Raw genomic sequence first — 15,716 nt, 5'->3', positions numbered from 1 at the left:
AATCCTTTTAAAGTAGTAATTGTTTTAAAACAGCAGAAAAATTTTCCCAAGAATTATTCTTTAAAAATTCAACTACATTATTTTGGGGATGATTAGATTGTAAAATATTGAATAATTCTTCATAATCAGAATAAGTTACACAAACTCCTTCTTTTTCCAGATCGCGAAAAGCGCCTTTACGAGGGCCAACAGGAAGACCACCCATCGCAATCGAATCAATTAAAGCTCCAGAACTAGAAACACAATCTCCTATATAAGGGAAAAGAACATACTTTGAGTTTTGAATATATGCATGAATTTCCGAAAAATCAGCAAACCTGTTTTCATAAACAATATTGTTTCCTACTAAAGACAACAATTGGCTATTCAAGGATTCACTAGAACATTTTCCCAATACGACCACATTCAAAGAACATTTCTTCTCCCTAAAGACTTGAAGAAATTCCGCAACTCCCTTATACGGAAGAATACTCCCCCATATAAGGATATCACAAGGAAATAGTCGACCTTCATATGAAACTTTCTCAATCGATGTTATTGGATGGCAAATATATTCAACTCTACAATGAGCTTTTTCACGAGCAACCAAAGCAGCGTCATTTGAATGAGAGACAATTAAATTCGCATACTTGTACAAAAAATTCATAGTAAAACGAGATCCATAATCCACACCTTCATGCGGCTGCAAATTATGCAACATCCATACTATTTTCTTTTTTCGTATTTTGATAATGCATAAGGAGAGTATAACAAGAACAAACTGGATTATGCCAAATCTCCATTTTGTAGCATTTTCAATCCAGTTCAATACAAATACATCAGACAACCAGGAAAACTTAAACAAGGTCAAAGCCTTCATTCTAGTTACACAATTGTCCTGTTCTTCTACATCAAAATATTTCGATAAACTTTTTTTGTAGTTTAGGCAATAAGGATTTATATAGCCCTCTCTTGGGCAAGATGGAAAAAAATAAACTCTCATTAGCCCTTCTTTTTTTCAATAGCAGAGTTCTTATCAATTAAATATAAGGCTGTCACCATTGGAATAATACTAACACTAATGACGAAAGAAACCGTATTGCATAAAAACAAGTACATCAAGAACATTTTTGTCCAAAGAATATTCTTATCATATACCTTGACAAATCCCAAAACAAACGCAAATCGAACAAACACAACAAGGCCGAGAATACCCATCATGATAAATATCCCAGCATAACCAACATCTGAATAATAATACCTCATTGTATTGCGTAATTCCGTATACATTCTTCCATATCTAGAATCATCATGAGGCAACCCATTACCAAAAACAACTGCGGCAATATTAGGACTGTATCTCGTAAAAAAATACTCATATTCGTCCAAACGTACATTTCTATCTCCGTACGAATTATCTCTATATTGATCTTGAGACAACTCAACCAATTTTCCAATGACAGAATCTTTAGGAATATTAAAATCAATAAATAAGAATATAGCCGCAGCAACGGCTAAGTAAATAAATATACGGCGAGATTTTTTTAACAAATAATACAAAGCAACTAAGGAACAAAACGCAATAGTTTGCCTAGTAACTTGCATTACAATAACTATGAAAATTCCAACAAATAAAGCCAAATATATTTTTTTATTCGCATTCATCCATCTGTTCAAAAAAAAGAAAAATAATATGTACAAGAAACCATCACCTTGGATGAAAAAACGAGCTACCCCACGAGCCTCACTAATGTGTTCTTGATCAAGTAAGCCAAACACTGGCATAGGAAACATCACCATATTTACTGCCCACGTAAAAATCCATATTACCCCGTAGACAATAACAAAACGATTAATATCTTTTTCGGGAAATTGAGCCTTTTTCAGAAAAAAGAAAAAGAGCACCGAAAAGAAACCTGCGGAGGCTCTGTATCCCAAAACAATATCTTGTCCCCATACAATAAATGACATTACAACAGAAAGTACAACCAGCCCAAAAATATACAGGACATTTCTTGCTATAACTGTTTTATGAGGAGACAATATTTCGCTTAAGACATAAACGAACAAAAGTGGAATAGATACGAATTGCAGCATTTTCCAGATTTTAAGATCGGTATAAACACAACTGTACCCCCAATAAGAGATTAGAGGAAACAGATACAAAATAACTTTGTTTATATGAATCATAAAAAAACCATTACTATTCTAGAAGTTTGCAAACCCAATTATCAAGTCTATAATCTAACAATTTCTTACGAATTTCATCATTCATCGCAAACTTAGTATTGCAAAAATCTTCAATATCTTTTGCAGATGTTGTCATAGTACAAACTAGTATTTGATTTTTATCAAAAAAATCGTATTGAGCAACTTTAGTATTTGTTGTAATTATGCGCTTGCCAAGCCCAACACTCCACATAAATCGAGCGGTCAAACCATCTTGATAAGGAGCAGATGTATCAACAACAACATCACAACCTGCAATATGCTTTCTAAATTTTTCAGGAGGCATAGAATCCCTAGTTACAAAGTGAGACTGCAAAGCCTTAGGAGAAATAATTTCCTTCAAACCAATCAACTTATACAAAGCATAACGAATTTTATACAAAATCATATTTTTCGTTTTGACAAAATCGTACAATTTCAAATAGTATGTCATATTTTTTTTTACTGCAATCGATTCAATCATTTTGAACAACTCATAACGATCATTTTTGATAGCCCCTAAACCAAAAAATTGGTATCTAGGACAATCAACATTTTCGCAATCCGTCCAATATATGGGCAACAGCCCTATTTTATAGATTTGAGCTTCCTTTATATCAAAGGTATAAACATTATCAAAGTATTTAAAATTTTGTTCAAAATGATATACCCCAGTAGTAGAATCGAACAAATAATTCACAAACTTTATTTTAGGGTTCCTTTTTTTCAATACTTCAAAAAATACAGGACTTAAAGACTGCCCATCCAAAATCAAACCATAATCATAGCTCTTTGAAAATTCTTCACTATTCAGTTTTTTTAACCAAATATCATTGATTTTTATGGAAAACTTAGCCGGAGAAACCAGGCGTTTTGAAAACCTTGAATACCCCCGAATATTCAACGGGTCATCTTTGTAGCTTTGTTCAGGAATATAGTCAACTTCATATCCTTGCCGTTCCATCTCGGCAATGATATCTTTATATAAATCCATATATTTGGGAGCAACAAAGAGAACTCTTTTTGACATATTTTCCTACTTATACAAGCCTTTCGCCTTCATTTCGGCAATACTAGCTTCATACTTATCTTCTTGAATCGTTTGTCCATTCACCCAATTGGCAAATTGTTCTATGCCTTTGTCAAAAGACCACTTTGGTTCAAAGCCTAAAATTTTTCGTGCAAGGGAAATATCCGCATAATTATGCCGAATATCACCCAAGCGATAATTCCCACTAACAATTATAGGCACCTTGACACCATACTTTTCACATAGAGTATTAGCAACAGTCAACACATCCGTCGCCACGCCCGTACCCACATTGAACACATACCCCGAAGCTTCGGGAGTTTCCAAACCACGAATAGTAGCATCAACAACATCGTCTATATAGACAAAGTCTCGAGACTCCTTACCATCTTCAAAAATGTTTATCCCATTTCCATTCTTTATTCTAGTAGAAAAAATACTCAATATCCCCGTATACGGATTACTCAAAGATTGACCCGGGCCATACACATTCTGATATCTAAAGCTGACAGACTCAACACCAATCGTTGGACAGACCAAATGGACCAATTGTCCTTGGACCTGCTTTGCAACACCATAAACCGATGAAGGATGAATCGCGCTATCTTCTGTAGTGGCGACAAGTTCCACAGGTCCACCACATTTGGGGCAATGGCACTCAAAGTCTCCCTTGCGCATATCCTCATCCTTGCGTTCCATGGGATATACATCGCCACATCTGGGGCAAACATATTTGCCCTCACCGTAAATTGCTCTGGATTCGGCAACAACGACGCGTTTTACGGTATGCTTGCAATTCGTGAGGATATCAAGCAAAAGAGCAGTGCCACCAATGTTTGACTGCACATACTTTTCAATTTCGTACATGGACTGCCCCGTACCAGTTTCCGCAGCCAAATGAATTACTGCATCTTGGCCATCTAGAGCCTTTTCCCAATCGTCACGCGACGTAACCGAGCCAAGAACGAAGTTGGTTTTATCTTTAACCGATCGATAAAGTGGCGATGTTTCGTCCGGGTTATCTCCATGTATTTGTTTTGATAGATTATCCAAAATGGAAACTTGATAGCCCTTTGCAAGCAACTTAAGAGCAAGATTGGAGCCGATGAAACCCGCGCCTCCAGTAATCAAAACATTTCGCACAAATTAGCTCCTTATAAAATTTCCTTGCGGATCTGTTTTTTCCCATGTTTGCGAAGTAACATTATACCGTTTAATAATGCGAGCCGGCGCACCAACAACCACACAGAAATCAGGGACATCATGAGTGACAACGGAATTCGCGCCAACAACTACATGATTTCCTAAAACAACTCCTGCCAGTATAACAGAATTCATTCCAATCATACAATTTTCCCCAATGACAACAGGTGAAACTTCAATATTTTGCCATCTAGGATTTATCGAAACATCCTCATATGGGTGCACTATATCGCAAATTCCACAATTGGGAGTAATCGTAGTACCATCTCCAATAAGAATGGATTGTGCGCAAGCACAATGAAAATTTTGACCTATGTGAACATTGTTACCAATCTTTATTTGGGGAGAAAACGCTTCATTTCCGTATTTTTTCAGCGCAATCATTCTCAAATTGGCATGAATTTTTACACCATCACCCACAAAAATGCACTCCGGGTGGAATATGTCAATATATCGTTTGTCAATTTTCACATTTTTTCCCATATGTCCATAGTGCATATAGGGCGTATGTATCAAAGAAAACAAACGTCCTTTTATTTTTTTCATCAGCGATATAAAGTTCATTTATCCACCTTAACAAAATTTAAGAATCGTACCACCCCAACTAAGCCCCACGCCAAAGCCAGCAATCATTACTTTCATTCCCGGCATGATGCAGCCTTTTTCTAAACTCTGTTTCAACCCAATCATCACAGTAGACGAAACAGTATTACCGGTTTCAGCAAGATCTAGATAGAACTTTTCTTTGGGCAAAGAGCAAACCTTACGAATCGTGCTAAGCATGAATTTATTTGCCTGATGAAATACAAAATAATCAATATCATCCTTTTCTAACCCATTTTTGGCAAATACTTCGTTCATCATCGCAGGAACGACATCAAGCGTAAAATTAAAAACGGAAGACCCATCCATATAAAGGTAATCTTCTCTACGGACATGTCCATCATCATCGATTGACTCTTTACCCGTCACATTCTTATGTCGGGCTGCACCAGTTTCAACAATCAAAGACTGAGCTCCGCTACCATCCGTGCCAAGAGAAAATTCGCCAATTTCAGCAAAACCATTCGTGCTAACTAAGCATGCAGCAGCACCATCCCCAAAGATAGAGCGATTACTTTTGTCAAGCGGATGCAGATATTTGTTGTAGGTTTCCGCAGTCAATAACAAAATATTTTTTGCAATTCCACCAGCAATCAACCCTTTAGCAATAGCAAGTCCGTACACGCATCCAGAGCAACCAAGATCATAATCGAAAGCGCCTGCCGTTGTAGGAATTCCTAAACGATGCTGAAGAATACAAGCTGTAGACGGCAACACATAATCGGGACTTTGTGTACAAAGAAGAACAAAATCTATTGATTTAGGATCAACAGAGTACTCTTCGAAAAGTTTTCGCGCCGCTTTTTCGGCTAAATCACCGGCTGTTTCATTCGCACCCGCCACGTGACGGGAGTTTACACCGACTTTAGCAGCAACTTTATCAACGCTCCATTCAGGAAACTCCTGTAGAAGTTCTTCGTTAGTTACAACCTTTTCAGGAAGATAGAATGATATTGCTTTAATGTATGCCATTTTAATTCTATCGGTTTACGTAATCCTACCGACCTCCACCAGTTAACCTGATTGACGACCCTGTCATCCAAGAACTAGCGTCACTCAGCAAGTAGATAGCAAGATTAGCCACATCCTCTGGCTTTCCATAACGTTTGAGTGGATAATTTTGTTCATCCCTCTTCAGTTCATTTTCATCCAAGCCATCCTTCAAAATCAAATCTGTCCACACCATAGCAGGGCATATTGCATTGACCCGAATTTGGCGAGGAGCAAGCTCTAACATGAGGCAATTCACGTAAGAAATAAGAGCCCCCTTGCTTGCACTATACACCCCATTTCCAATACTGCCACTATCAGCTGCCATAGAAGACATAAAAATGATTGAAGCAGCCTTATTCACTTTCTTTTGCTTAAGCAATTCCGTCTGAAGCATCACAGGAGCCTTAAAGTTGACGTTCATAACTCGATCAATTTCATCTGCTTCAAGCATCTTTGCAATTTTACGGTGTCCAATGCCTGCACAGTGAACAACCCCATCTAACCTCGGCATACCCTCAACAGCCGCAGAAACAGTTGCATAATCGGTAAGATCTGCCATGATAATGGTATGATTTTCTCCAGGCAGTTCATTGCAGACTGATTTCAACCGATCTGCGTTGCGTCCATTCAATACTATGGTTGCACCCATTTTAGCACAGGCTTCCGCAATTGCGCGTCCAATGCCAGAAGATGCTCCCGTCACAAGAATAGTCTTTCCTTGCAGTGAGAATGGATTAAAGGACGGTTCCATAAGGTCTCCTTTGTTAGCAAATACAGGACGTTACTTATTCTTAATGAGATTGAATACGTCTTCAACTGTTTCGCAGTTCCTTAATTCAGAGCCTGAAATAGACTTGCCATAGGTTGCTTTTGCTAAAGCAAGAATACTCATGCCCAAAAGAGACGACCATTCATCCAATTCATGAAATTTGGTAGTCGCAGTAATTTCAGAAGAATCCGTGTCTTCGAATTGTTCTGCAAAATTTATAATGAAATCATTAAGATTCATGGATATATCCTCTTGTTATTTGTTTTTACGAAAAATCTATTTTAATTACAATTTAGTCCAATCTTTTATTTCTTTCATTCGATTGACAAAGAACTTATTGTAATTTTTTTCAAGAAGTTCTTTTGAAAGACGATCTTCTTCTTTATACAATTTCTTTTCATGCTCCAAAACTTCTTCCGGCGTAAAAACGAAGCCAACAACTTTGGCTGGGTTTCCCAAAACAATAGCATAAGGCGGAACAGAAGACCTAATTACCGACCCAGCACCAATGTTACAGCCTCTACCTATTTTAGCACCAGGAAGCAACGTTACATTAGCACCAATCCACACATCTTCCTCAACAATAACATCGCGAGCGACAGTTCCCTTTCGTCCATAAAACAATTCGGGATCTTTCAATAACTTTCCTGTTTCTCGTGCGTGGTTATCTGTAACAACAGTAAGTCCTTGAGCAGAACCAGACCCAGACTTCATTATGAAGTGACCGTCCTCGCTGACAAATGTAAAACCAGAAAAAATATTTGTATTATCATACAAAAATAAATTTCCCGGTTTACAAATATTGTAAGATCTGACTTCTACGTTTTTCCCACAAAATCCAAATTTTTGTTTCAACTTACGCATTTGATACGCGGTATAAAGCGTTCGTATTTTACTAATAACACCCATATTTTTATTTATCCCAATTGCCTGACGCAGTTTGATTAATTAGTTTACTCGCCTGAATATGTTGCATTACTGCATAAAAAAAGTTGATTCCCACCAACGAAACCAAAACTCCATAGGCTCCTAAATATTTGCTTAGAAACAATGAAAATGGAATATGGGCAAACATTCCAACTAGGCTTATCATAGTATTCATTTTCAATTTTCCCATACCCACAATCAATGTTCCATTCAAATTAGACCAACAATAAACAGCAACGTAACTAAAGACCGCCAGAGTCATCGTAAAGGGAACATCAACCTTATCACCAATCCAAATAGAATAGATTGGCTGAGACATCGCCGTCAATATAGCACAAGCCCCTACTGAAAGCGTCAAAATCCTTCCCATTTTTTTTCTCATTTTTTTCATCCAAGGAAAATCTTTTCTAGTATAAGCATCAGTATAAGCAGGTCTCAAAGGAGCTGTCACCAGAAAGAAAACCATCATAGCACAATTTAAAAGCTTATATGCAATATTGTACTCTGCAACTTCTTTAGGTGAAGATACATAGGAGATTAACATATTTGTACTTTGAAACAAAACAACAACTTGTATATTGATTATAAAAAATTTGTATCCCAAACCAAACAAGTCTTTATATAGGCTTAGGTCAATAAATTTTATTGACGGTCGCACTCTTCTAAACATTTTACGATACAAAAATACTGATGCAACAATCGTAACCAATATGGGCATTGCAGCTAAGGAAAAGCACAAATTAAGAAGAGATGAGGGTACATATTTCGTCAACAACCATATTATGATTAATGAAATAACATTTCCTAAAACAAGAAACGAATTAGAGAACGCAACTCTCTGAAAAGCAAAAGCAACCCCTACTAAAACATTGGATATTTGTTGCAAACATGTGAGAGCAACTAATACATGCAATGATTTAATAACATCATCACGATAAATTTCAGAAATATTTAGCAACGAGCACCAATCGATTAAAGGAACGATAAATTGAGCGAGAATTCCCAATGGTACAAAAATTAAAACCATTAGGAAATATGTCGTTGAAACCAGTCTTTTCCCACGATCCCAATCATTTAAAGCAAGAGCCTCCGCTAGTCTATTTTTCAATCCTTGACTAAATCCAATATCAAGAAACCCCAACCATACAACCATGGAAGATAGAGTCAACCACACACCATAAAGTTCTTGGGAAACATAACCAATAGTCAAAGGAACAAGCATAAAGGAAACCAATATGCTTATTCCCTTTAAACAGATAGAAAATACAGCATTCTTTTTCACGGTGAGCGAACGCTCATCTCCACTAAAGAATGATTTAATTCTATCCATCAAAAAGGTCATAAACCTACAAACTATTATAAACCTTCAAGAGGTGTTCATACACCTCATTCATGTCTACATTGTTCAATTTTGCCCAATCTTTTAATGGTGGGCGACCAGTACCTTCTCCACCATGATGTTCTACACCTTCTGAAGGGAATTTCATAAAGGATTTTCCGTACATTTGCTGTAAGTATAATTCCGTCTTTTGAGGCACGTTTAACTCGAAGCCGTCAAAAAGCATCTTTTTTATCGGATAAATATCTTCCGGTTTACTAACCGTTATGGGCGCCATAGTTTCCATCGGATGAATTAAATACTCAGAATCTTTTGAAGGCAAATTAGAAAACAGTGATTGTTTATACTCAGCCAGCTTATCAAGACTTTCGTGATTTTTTTTCTTATAGTAATTTTTTACATAATAGTTTCTGTATAGTTCACAAATTGCTTTTATGTTATTTTTTGCGAGAAATTGATCTTTATCAGCTAAACAAGTATCAACAGGGTAAATATCCGTCCAAATTCCAGTTGTGTGGTGCTTATATCCTAAACCAACAGACATCATTGGACGTTCCGGTCGCTCATCAAAAGAAAAACCTAGAGATTCAAATTCCAACTTGAAAGCATCTGTCAAACGATTATAGTCCTCTCGAGGCATTGCCAAATCAGTATCATCATCCCATGGAATAAATCCATGGTGGCGAACAGCCCCAAGCAAAGTTCCATAATCAAGCCAATATGTCAATTTATGTTTCTGGCACAATTTATCAAAAATACCTAAAAAAACGACATCGCATTTTTGCATAATACGAAGATCAGCATCATCCGTAGGCGGCAATTGCGAACACTCATGAAACTTGTTTAAGAAATAATTTAACGTTTTTATTTTTTCTTCGTGGTTTTCAATTTTCAACCATCTCAAAACAGCCTTGCGTGCAAGTCCTGAAAAGCCATACTCTCTTATTTTCGAAATCAATCTCATCTTAACAATTCCTTAACCAATTGGCAAATTATTTTCTACAGCAACTTCAACGAATAATAGATTCATTCAATATTTGTTTAATTTTCGATGGATCGCCATATTCACATGGAGAATCATAGGGTCTTTCAGGGAATGCTCCGTACTCTAATTTAATCTCAAGATTGTGTTCCTTAATAAACGCCTCTACGCGCTCCGCAAGGCTGATCGGCTCACCCTTACAGCAATTAATAATTCCCTGAACTTTATTCTGAGTTACTACTCTAGAAATCAAAAAAGCAAGCTCATCTACATTGATGAAATCATACTTATTCTTTCCAGTAGTAAATGGAAATGTTTTCTTCCCTTCTTCGGCAGCTTTTAGCAATTTACAGAAAATGGAATTATTTTTCTTATCATCACCCAAAATATAATAGCAACGTAACCACTGAAGAATACACTCTTTCTGGTTACAATAAAGAATCATAGAACGGCGAAGAGCATCCTTAGCAATCCCATACATAGAAATCGGATTACAAGGAGTATTTTCATCAATAGCACCATCCCAATAGCCAACCTCATGCATCGTACCCATTACAGCAAGTTGCTTAAGGCCTCCATCAATCATAGCCGTCAAAAACTTGTAATGAGCCGATAAATCTCCAATTTGCGTCGGAGCATTATGAACAAATCCATTTCGCCAAGCCATATGGAGACAAACATCCGGAGAGCCCAACTGTTCAAAAAAATTTCCTTCAGGTATCGAGAAAATATCCAAAGTTTTGCGCTCTGCGCGTGGGTCAACATCAGCCGTATTGAGATCACAAGCAACTACATGAACATCCAAGTCCAGCAAGGCGTTGACGACATGTCGTCCGATATAACCATTTGCACCAGTCACAAGAATTTTCATTTTCGATACTCCTTTTTCATTGAGCCAACAAGTCACCATTTCACATTCTTACAAACTATCGCCACACACGTCATCAGAAAATCTTTTTTGTTCAGCTACGCAAATATTATTAAATTTGCCTAAAATCATTTTATAAAACCCTTTTGTTTCACACAAAGATTTTTTTCAACAACTTTTCCCAATACAGCCGGCACAAAGCAAGCAAATGCCAAGAATACCAAGCCTGCAATATATTGTATTCCTATGCCTGGGACCAATTCTGCGACTTTAAACGAAGTACTGAACAACCTATTCCAAATCATCATACAAAGTTTAAAGCAAAGCAAATGCAACCCCATAATGGCAAAAGAATAGTTGCCTAAAAAAGCCAATACATTTTTCAAGTGCGGCAAATTCACTTTTTTAATAAGGAACAACAACAAATACGTCATAGCCCCACCACCAACAATCAAATGAAACACATCATAAAACTGATTGTTATTTAAGCTAATTCCTCCAGAACGAACAACAGATTGCACAATAAGCAACAAACATAAAAACGCCGCTAACGGAGATGTATACTTCATTTTTTTCTCAACATTAAACCATTGACCGATATAAATTAGCAACATAGCCGGGAAAACGTTAGATACGCAATTCTGTGTTATCCCGAAATTTTGAGTAAGGACATTCGAAATAATTGTTATCGCTAATATTACAAGGCCTTTAATTGCAAAAAATTTCTGTTTGTCACTGACAATTTTACTCAAGGTATAAGTCAACAAGGAATAGCCACATAAAGCCATAAACAATACATAAGCAAACCAAAGGGGACCTGTAATAGGTTCCCTTCCCATAAATAAAACTGTTTTGATTAATGTTACAAAAATATCCTTTATCGAATAAAAAGACATTGTTTTCCCGGCATAATCCAATTGCCCTGAATAAAAACCAATTTTCAAAAAAAGATTATGGCAAAAAACGGCAATTCCAACAAATAAAACCGTCTTAAGGTATAAAGTTTTCACCTTTTTTATGATGAATTCAACCGGACGGACCAAGCGTTCTTCTTTTATAAAGAATCCTGCTACACAAAAAAATACAGGAACATGCCACAAAGAAAAAAACAAAGGAGACAAAGAAATTTTGTATTCTTGAATAGAAGGCAAATAAAAACCTAAATGCCCAAATACGACTGCAATGATTGCGAGTCCCTTGACGCAATCTATTGACAAATCTCTTTTTACAAGAATACCATTATTCAAACTTTTTTCCAAGCCCAGCCCCACTTATTGAAATACTTCATCAACGAACAGAAGTGAATCCGCATCAGCTTGAAACTCGTGTGGCTTGCTTTTTCCCATTTATGGATAACTTTCGCCGCAGGATGGACAACTATTTTATTTACTTTACGGACTGTTCTGCACAAGTCAGCATCTTCTGCATACATAAAGTAGCGGTCATCAAAGCCTTTCAGTTCTTTAAACAAACCGGTTTTCAAAACAAGGAAAGACCCCTGAATAAAAGGGCATTCAAAATCCTTCGTTTTATCGACATCGGTCATTGTATGGTAATCGATGCGCTTTTTAAAAATGGGTAAACAAAAATAGCGGGTAATCAAATCACATACAGTCAAATCACGCCTATAAACTCGTTGGACATTATTATTTTCATCCATCAAAATCGGGGCGGTCATCCCCACATCATCATGATTTTTCAAAAAATCAACCAAAGACGAAAAAGCATCTGAACAAAGGACTATATCAGGATTTACAATTGCATGAAAGTCTGAATTCAATCGAGGCAATACATAGTTATGCCCCTTCCCGAATCCTAAATTTTTGCCAGTATCAACGTATTCGACATCCGAAAACTTTTCGATAGCTTTTAAGAATTCCAGTTTATACGAATTATCTTTAGGATAACAGCTATTATCGATTATATATATACGCTTAGATAGGTTGCAATCCGTATAACGTTCAATAGAGTCCACTGCTAAAAGGACATCATCATACTTTTTATAGACAACGATAGAAATGGAGAGTGTAACGTGCGGAACATCTTCCATTTATAGACCTCCCCAGATTCTATTTCCAAAACATCGGCCAAGGAACTTCTGGCACCACTGGTTCAAAAACAACAAGACACCCATCTGCATCGACAATCACCTCTAGTTCAAGCGTTCGGTCACAAAAATTGACAAAAGCCCATTATTTCGTTCAAAACGCCAAAAACGCTTAAACAATATGAAAAATATAAGAAATGGATGAGATATTTTCAAGTGATAATTAACCCAATAATAGCAGTTCCCCACCACGTAGCTAGGATTGGGTGGAAATGTGCCGCCGGTGGGCGGCCATGTCCTATTTTTTCTGCAGTTCCAGCACCTTTTCTACAGGGAGATGCGAATACTTTACAATTTCCTCGATAGGCTTGTTATCGGCTAGCATGTCTAGAGCAACTTTTTCTAAAGCTTGTTGTAAACCTTTCTCTAGACCTTTCTCTAGACCTTCCTGTAAACCTTCTTGTAAACCTTCTTCATGGGCACGGACTTTCAGCGAGGCGAGATAGTCAAGTTCTTCTTCTGTCATTACCATATTCTTTGCCTGTTCCCTGAGGAGTTTTTACTTTGACCAGCGAGCACACCCTATTTCAAAGCCATGACTGCAGCAAGTAACTTAGGCGAAGCACCATTCGAGCGAAGGAATTTTACAATTTTTGCTTTTCCTTTAACAAAGCCCAAGGCCTTCCCTTTAGCAAGGCCCTTAGCTTCACCTTTTGCTTCTCCCTTGGCAAAGCCTTCGGCTTCACCTCTGCGGCGGGCGGTCGTAATCCCAGCCCAATATTCTCTCTTGTCATGCATACGATTTACCACCTTTCTCAAAAAGTCCCTAGTCGAATTCCTCACCAGCAGCCGTTCATAGACATCCCTGATTTCGTCTACAACATTTGCCGGAATACATTTTGCCTTCGGTGCGTTCTTGAAGATTTCTAGCCATTGCCGTTCGAGTTCGTTACCCCCGGTAGGGACGAACTTAGTTAAGTCAACGATAATATACCTCTTTTTAGCATAGATGGGAAGAGCCCGCTTTTTCGTCGGGCGTTCAGATTTTTAACAACATTCCTTTGTGAAAATTTTCGTATATTATGTCCCGAACTTTTTTACCTGGAGCAATTATGAAAATCGCTGTTATGGGTGGAGCCGGCTATATCGGGAGCCACACCATTATTGAGCTTTACAAAGCAGGCCATTCGGTAGTAGTCGTCGATAATCTTGTGAACTCCAGCAACGAATCCCTGCGCCGCGTGGGCGAACTCGTTGGCACCCCTATCCCGTTTGTAAATGCCGATGTCCGTGACGCTGCCGCCATGGACAAGATTTTTAGCGAAAACAAGTTTGATGCATGTATCCACTTTGCCGGGCTCAAGGCTGTGGGCGAATCGGTGGCAAAGCCGCTGGAATACTACGAGAACAACATGAACGCCACGTTCGTGTTGCTCCATGCCATGCGTAACCACGGTTGCAAGAACATCATTTTCAGTTCGTCGGCCACGGTTTACGGCAATCCGGCCATTATCCCGATTACCGAAGAATGCCCCAAGGGCCAGTGCACCAACCCCTACGGGCAAACCAAGTCCATGCTCGAAGAGGTTCTCCGCGACGTGCAAAAGGCAGACCCGGAATGGAACGTGGTGTTGCTCCGCTATTTCAACCCGATTGGCGCGCACCCGAGCGGCCGCATTGGCGAAGATCCGAACGGGATTCCGAACAACCTCATGCCGTACATCACGCAGACGGCGGTCGGCATCCGCAAGGAACTTGGCGTTTTCGGCAACGATTACGACACTCCAGATGGCACGGGCGTCCGCGACTATATCCATGTTTGCGACCTTGCCGCAGGCCATGTGGCCGCACTCCAGGCTATCGAACGTAAGTGCGGGCTTGCCATTTACAACCTCGGCACGGGTCACGGCTACTCCGTTCTCGACGTGGTGAAAGCTTTTGAAAAGGCAAACGGTGTCAAGATTCCGTACAGTATCAAGCCGCGTCGCGCAGGCGATATTGCCACTTGCTACTGCAATCCGCAAAAGGCATTCGACGAGCTTGGCTGGAAGGCTAAGTATGGCATCGAAGAAATGTGCCGCGACGCCTGGAACTGGCAAAAACAAAACCCCAAGGGTTACAGAGGCTAAAAAAATCGCCTCTCGCTTTTAGCGAGAGGCTTTTTAACATTACGCAAGCTTAGTCGCGGTAGTCACGGTGGTTGTGATGACCATGTTTCTTGCGCGGCGGTTCCGGGCGGTTGTAGTTGCGATGTACTTCTTCGCATTCGCCAATGCTTCGGGCCGCAAAGAACTTGTGACGCTTCGGGTCCATGCAATCGATACGGTCAGCGCGGTCACGGCGGTAATCAATCTGCATCCAGACTTCGCCGTTGTTGCAATAGAAGTCAAACTTACGTTCCTTTTCACCACGGAAGCATTCGCCACGGCTATACATCTTCTGATCGTTGTCGTAACGTTCAGCATGGATTCTATCATGGCGGTCACACTTCGGTTCAGCAAACTTGCAGGTTACAAGCGGCTTTGCTGGTGGCGGAGGTGGCGGCGGAGGGGGCACTGAACGGGAAGATTCTTCCTTCTTAGGTTCAACATTTATCGTCAATGCCATTGCAGAGGTGCTAAGCAGCATGAACGACATGGCGCAAGTGAGCATAAGCTTTTTCATATAGCCTCGTTATACTTTAATTGTTACATCAAAGATAATATATTAAATATTTTGTTACAAAACCAACTGTTTACAAAAAAAAATGGCCTTGCCGTTTGGGGGCA

General features: G+C 38.8%; 18 protein-coding genes. 1 reads left to right on the top strand and 17 read right to left on the bottom strand.

What is annotated here, in order from left to right; translation table 11 throughout:
• Positions 1 to 7: 7 nt before the first annotated feature.
• The 16 genes from BUA34_RS02055 to BUA34_RS01980 form a co-directional block, all read right to left on the bottom strand.
• Positions 8 to 982: a glycosyltransferase family protein gene (locus tag BUA34_RS02055; protein ID WP_072827063.1), complete on the bottom strand. Its 975-nt coding sequence runs from the start codon at positions 980 to 982 to the stop codon at positions 8 to 10.
• Entirely contained in the window at positions 982 to 2,076 is a 1,095-nt protein-coding gene (locus BUA34_RS02050) for a hypothetical protein (protein WP_139255852.1), read from the bottom strand. The genes BUA34_RS02055 and BUA34_RS02050 overlap by 1 nt, the downstream gene beginning before the upstream one ends.
• A gap of 106 nt (positions 2,077 to 2,182) precedes the next feature.
• Positions 2,183 to 3,217: a WaaS/CpsH family glycosyltransferase gene (locus BUA34_RS02045; RefSeq protein WP_072827061.1), complete on the bottom strand. Its 1,035-nt coding sequence runs from the start codon at positions 3,215 to 3,217 to the stop codon at positions 2,183 to 2,185.
• Positions 3,218 to 3,223: 6 nt separating this feature from the next.
• Complete coding sequence (locus BUA34_RS02040) at positions 3,224 to 4,360, bottom strand: NAD-dependent epimerase/dehydratase family protein (RefSeq protein WP_072827060.1); 1,137 nt, start codon at positions 4,358 to 4,360, stop codon at positions 3,224 to 3,226.
• Between the two features lie 3 nt (positions 4,361 to 4,363).
• Positions 4,364 to 4,984 carry an acyltransferase gene (locus BUA34_RS02035; protein ID WP_083579705.1) on the bottom strand — a complete coding sequence of 207 codons (621 nt, stop codon included), beginning with the start codon at positions 4,982 to 4,984 and terminating at the stop codon, positions 4,364 to 4,366.
• Between the two features lie 9 nt (positions 4,985 to 4,993).
• The gene (locus BUA34_RS02030; RefSeq protein WP_072827059.1) at positions 4,994 to 5,995 is read right to left on the bottom strand and encodes a 3-oxoacyl-ACP synthase III family protein; all 1,002 of its coding nucleotides are present in this window, start codon (positions 5,993 to 5,995) and stop codon (positions 4,994 to 4,996) included.
• Between the two features lie 25 nt (positions 5,996 to 6,020).
• On the bottom strand, positions 6,021 to 6,767 hold the full coding sequence (locus BUA34_RS02025; protein WP_072827058.1) for an SDR family NAD(P)-dependent oxidoreductase: 747 nt from the start codon (positions 6,765 to 6,767) through the stop codon (positions 6,021 to 6,023).
• Between the two features lie 30 nt (positions 6,768 to 6,797).
• Positions 6,798 to 7,025 carry an acyl carrier protein gene (locus BUA34_RS02020; protein ID WP_072827057.1) on the bottom strand — a complete coding sequence of 76 codons (228 nt, stop codon included), beginning with the start codon at positions 7,023 to 7,025 and terminating at the stop codon, positions 6,798 to 6,800.
• Positions 7,026 to 7,070: 45 nt separating this feature from the next.
• Positions 7,071 to 7,649 (bottom strand): acyltransferase, encoded by a 579-nt coding sequence (locus BUA34_RS02015; protein ID WP_175545407.1) that lies wholly within the window; start codon positions 7,647 to 7,649, stop codon positions 7,071 to 7,073.
• Between the two features lie 49 nt (positions 7,650 to 7,698).
• Entirely contained in the window at positions 7,699 to 9,042 is a 1,344-nt protein-coding gene (locus BUA34_RS02010; RefSeq protein WP_072827190.1) for a lipopolysaccharide biosynthesis protein, read from the bottom strand.
• A gap of 16 nt (positions 9,043 to 9,058) precedes the next feature.
• Entirely contained in the window at positions 9,059 to 10,015 is a 957-nt protein-coding gene (locus BUA34_RS02005) for a LicD family protein (protein WP_072827055.1), read from the bottom strand.
• Positions 10,016 to 10,061: 46 nt separating this feature from the next.
• Positions 10,062 to 10,904, bottom strand: a complete 843-nt coding sequence (locus BUA34_RS02000) for an NAD-dependent epimerase/dehydratase family protein (protein ID WP_072827054.1) — start codon at positions 10,902 to 10,904, stop codon at positions 10,062 to 10,064.
• A 125-nt stretch (positions 10,905 to 11,029) separates the two neighbouring features.
• Complete coding sequence (locus BUA34_RS01995) at positions 11,030 to 12,160, bottom strand: acyltransferase family protein (RefSeq protein WP_175545406.1); 1,131 nt, start codon at positions 12,158 to 12,160, stop codon at positions 11,030 to 11,032.
• Positions 12,145 to 12,951, bottom strand: coding sequence for a glycosyltransferase (locus tag BUA34_RS01990; RefSeq protein ID WP_072827052.1), 807 nt, complete (start codon positions 12,949 to 12,951; stop codon positions 12,145 to 12,147). Before BUA34_RS01990 ends, BUA34_RS01995 begins: the two co-directional genes overlap by 16 nt.
• 295 nt (positions 12,952 to 13,246) lie before the next feature.
• Positions 13,247 to 13,474, bottom strand: a complete 228-nt coding sequence (locus tag BUA34_RS01985) for a hypothetical protein (RefSeq protein WP_072827051.1) — start codon at positions 13,472 to 13,474, stop codon at positions 13,247 to 13,249.
• A 56-nt stretch (positions 13,475 to 13,530) separates the two neighbouring features.
• A complete protein-coding gene (locus BUA34_RS01980) occupies positions 13,531 to 13,746 on the bottom strand; it encodes a hypothetical protein (protein WP_072827050.1) in 216 nt (71 codons plus the stop codon).
• Between the two features lie 314 nt (positions 13,747 to 14,060).
• On the opposite strand from BUA34_RS01980, the gene galE reads away from it, so the two are divergent.
• Positions 14,061 to 15,077, top strand: coding sequence for a UDP-glucose 4-epimerase GalE (gene galE / locus BUA34_RS01975; RefSeq protein WP_072827049.1), 1,017 nt, complete (start codon positions 14,061 to 14,063; stop codon positions 15,075 to 15,077).
• Positions 15,078 to 15,126: 49 nt separating this feature from the next.
• Here galE and BUA34_RS01970 read toward each other — a convergent pair whose 3' ends face one another.
• Positions 15,127 to 15,612: a hypothetical protein gene (locus BUA34_RS01970; protein WP_072827048.1), complete on the bottom strand. Its 486-nt coding sequence runs from the start codon at positions 15,610 to 15,612 to the stop codon at positions 15,127 to 15,129.
• Positions 15,613 to 15,716 lie beyond the last annotated feature (104 nt).

It is taken from the genome of Fibrobacter sp. UWB12 (assembly GCF_900142485.1).
In the GTDB taxonomy this organism is placed as follows: Bacteria; Fibrobacterota; Fibrobacteria; order Fibrobacterales; family Fibrobacteraceae; genus Fibrobacter.
The sequence above is the reverse complement of the archived record's forward strand: the minus strand, read 5'-3'. Positions and strand labels throughout refer to the sequence as shown.

Coding starts and splice junctions, on each gene's coding strand:
- BUA34_RS02030 (WP_072827059.1), bottom strand. CDS start 5,995: ATGGCATACATTAAAGCAATATCATTCTATCTTCCTGAAAAGGTTGTA.
- BUA34_RS01990 (WP_072827052.1), bottom strand. CDS start 12,951: ATGGAAGATGTTCCGCACGTTACACTCTCCATTTCTATCGTTGTCTAT.
- BUA34_RS01985 (WP_072827051.1), bottom strand. CDS start 13,474: ATGACAGAAGAAGAACTTGACTATCTCGCCTCGCTGAAAGTCCGTGCC.
- BUA34_RS02010 (WP_072827190.1), bottom strand. CDS start 9,042: ATGGATAGAATTAAATCATTCTTTAGTGGAGATGAGCGTTCGCTCACC.
- BUA34_RS01970 (WP_072827048.1), bottom strand. CDS start 15,612: ATGAAAAAGCTTATGCTCACTTGCGCCATGTCGTTCATGCTGCTTAGC.
- BUA34_RS02000 (WP_072827054.1), bottom strand. CDS start 10,904: ATGAAAATTCTTGTGACTGGTGCAAATGGTTATATCGGACGACATGTC.
- galE (WP_072827049.1), top strand. CDS start 14,061: ATGAAAATCGCTGTTATGGGTGGAGCCGGCTATATCGGGAGCCACACC.
- BUA34_RS02045 (WP_072827061.1), bottom strand. CDS start 3,217: ATGTCAAAAAGAGTTCTCTTTGTTGCTCCCAAATATATGGATTTATAT.
- BUA34_RS02050 (WP_139255852.1), bottom strand. CDS start 2,076: ATGCTGCAATTCGTATCTATTCCACTTTTGTTCGTTTATGTCTTAAGC.
- BUA34_RS02035 (WP_083579705.1), bottom strand. CDS start 4,984: ATGAACTTTATATCGCTGATGAAAAAAATAAAAGGACGTTTGTTTTCT.
- BUA34_RS01980 (WP_072827050.1), bottom strand. CDS start 13,746: ATGCATGACAAGAGAGAATATTGGGCTGGGATTACGACCGCCCGCCGC.
- BUA34_RS02005 (WP_072827055.1), bottom strand. CDS start 10,015: ATGAGATTGATTTCGAAAATAAGAGAGTATGGCTTTTCAGGACTTGCA.
- BUA34_RS02020 (WP_072827057.1), bottom strand. CDS start 7,025: ATGAATCTTAATGATTTCATTATAAATTTTGCAGAACAATTCGAAGAC.
- BUA34_RS02015 (WP_175545407.1), bottom strand. CDS start 7,649: ATGCGTAAGTTGAAACAAAAATTTGGATTTTGTGGGAAAAACGTAGAA.
- BUA34_RS02055 (WP_072827063.1), bottom strand. CDS start 982: ATGAGAGTTTATTTTTTTCCATCTTGCCCAAGAGAGGGCTATATAAAT.
- BUA34_RS02025 (WP_072827058.1), bottom strand. CDS start 6,767: ATGGAACCGTCCTTTAATCCATTCTCACTGCAAGGAAAGACTATTCTT.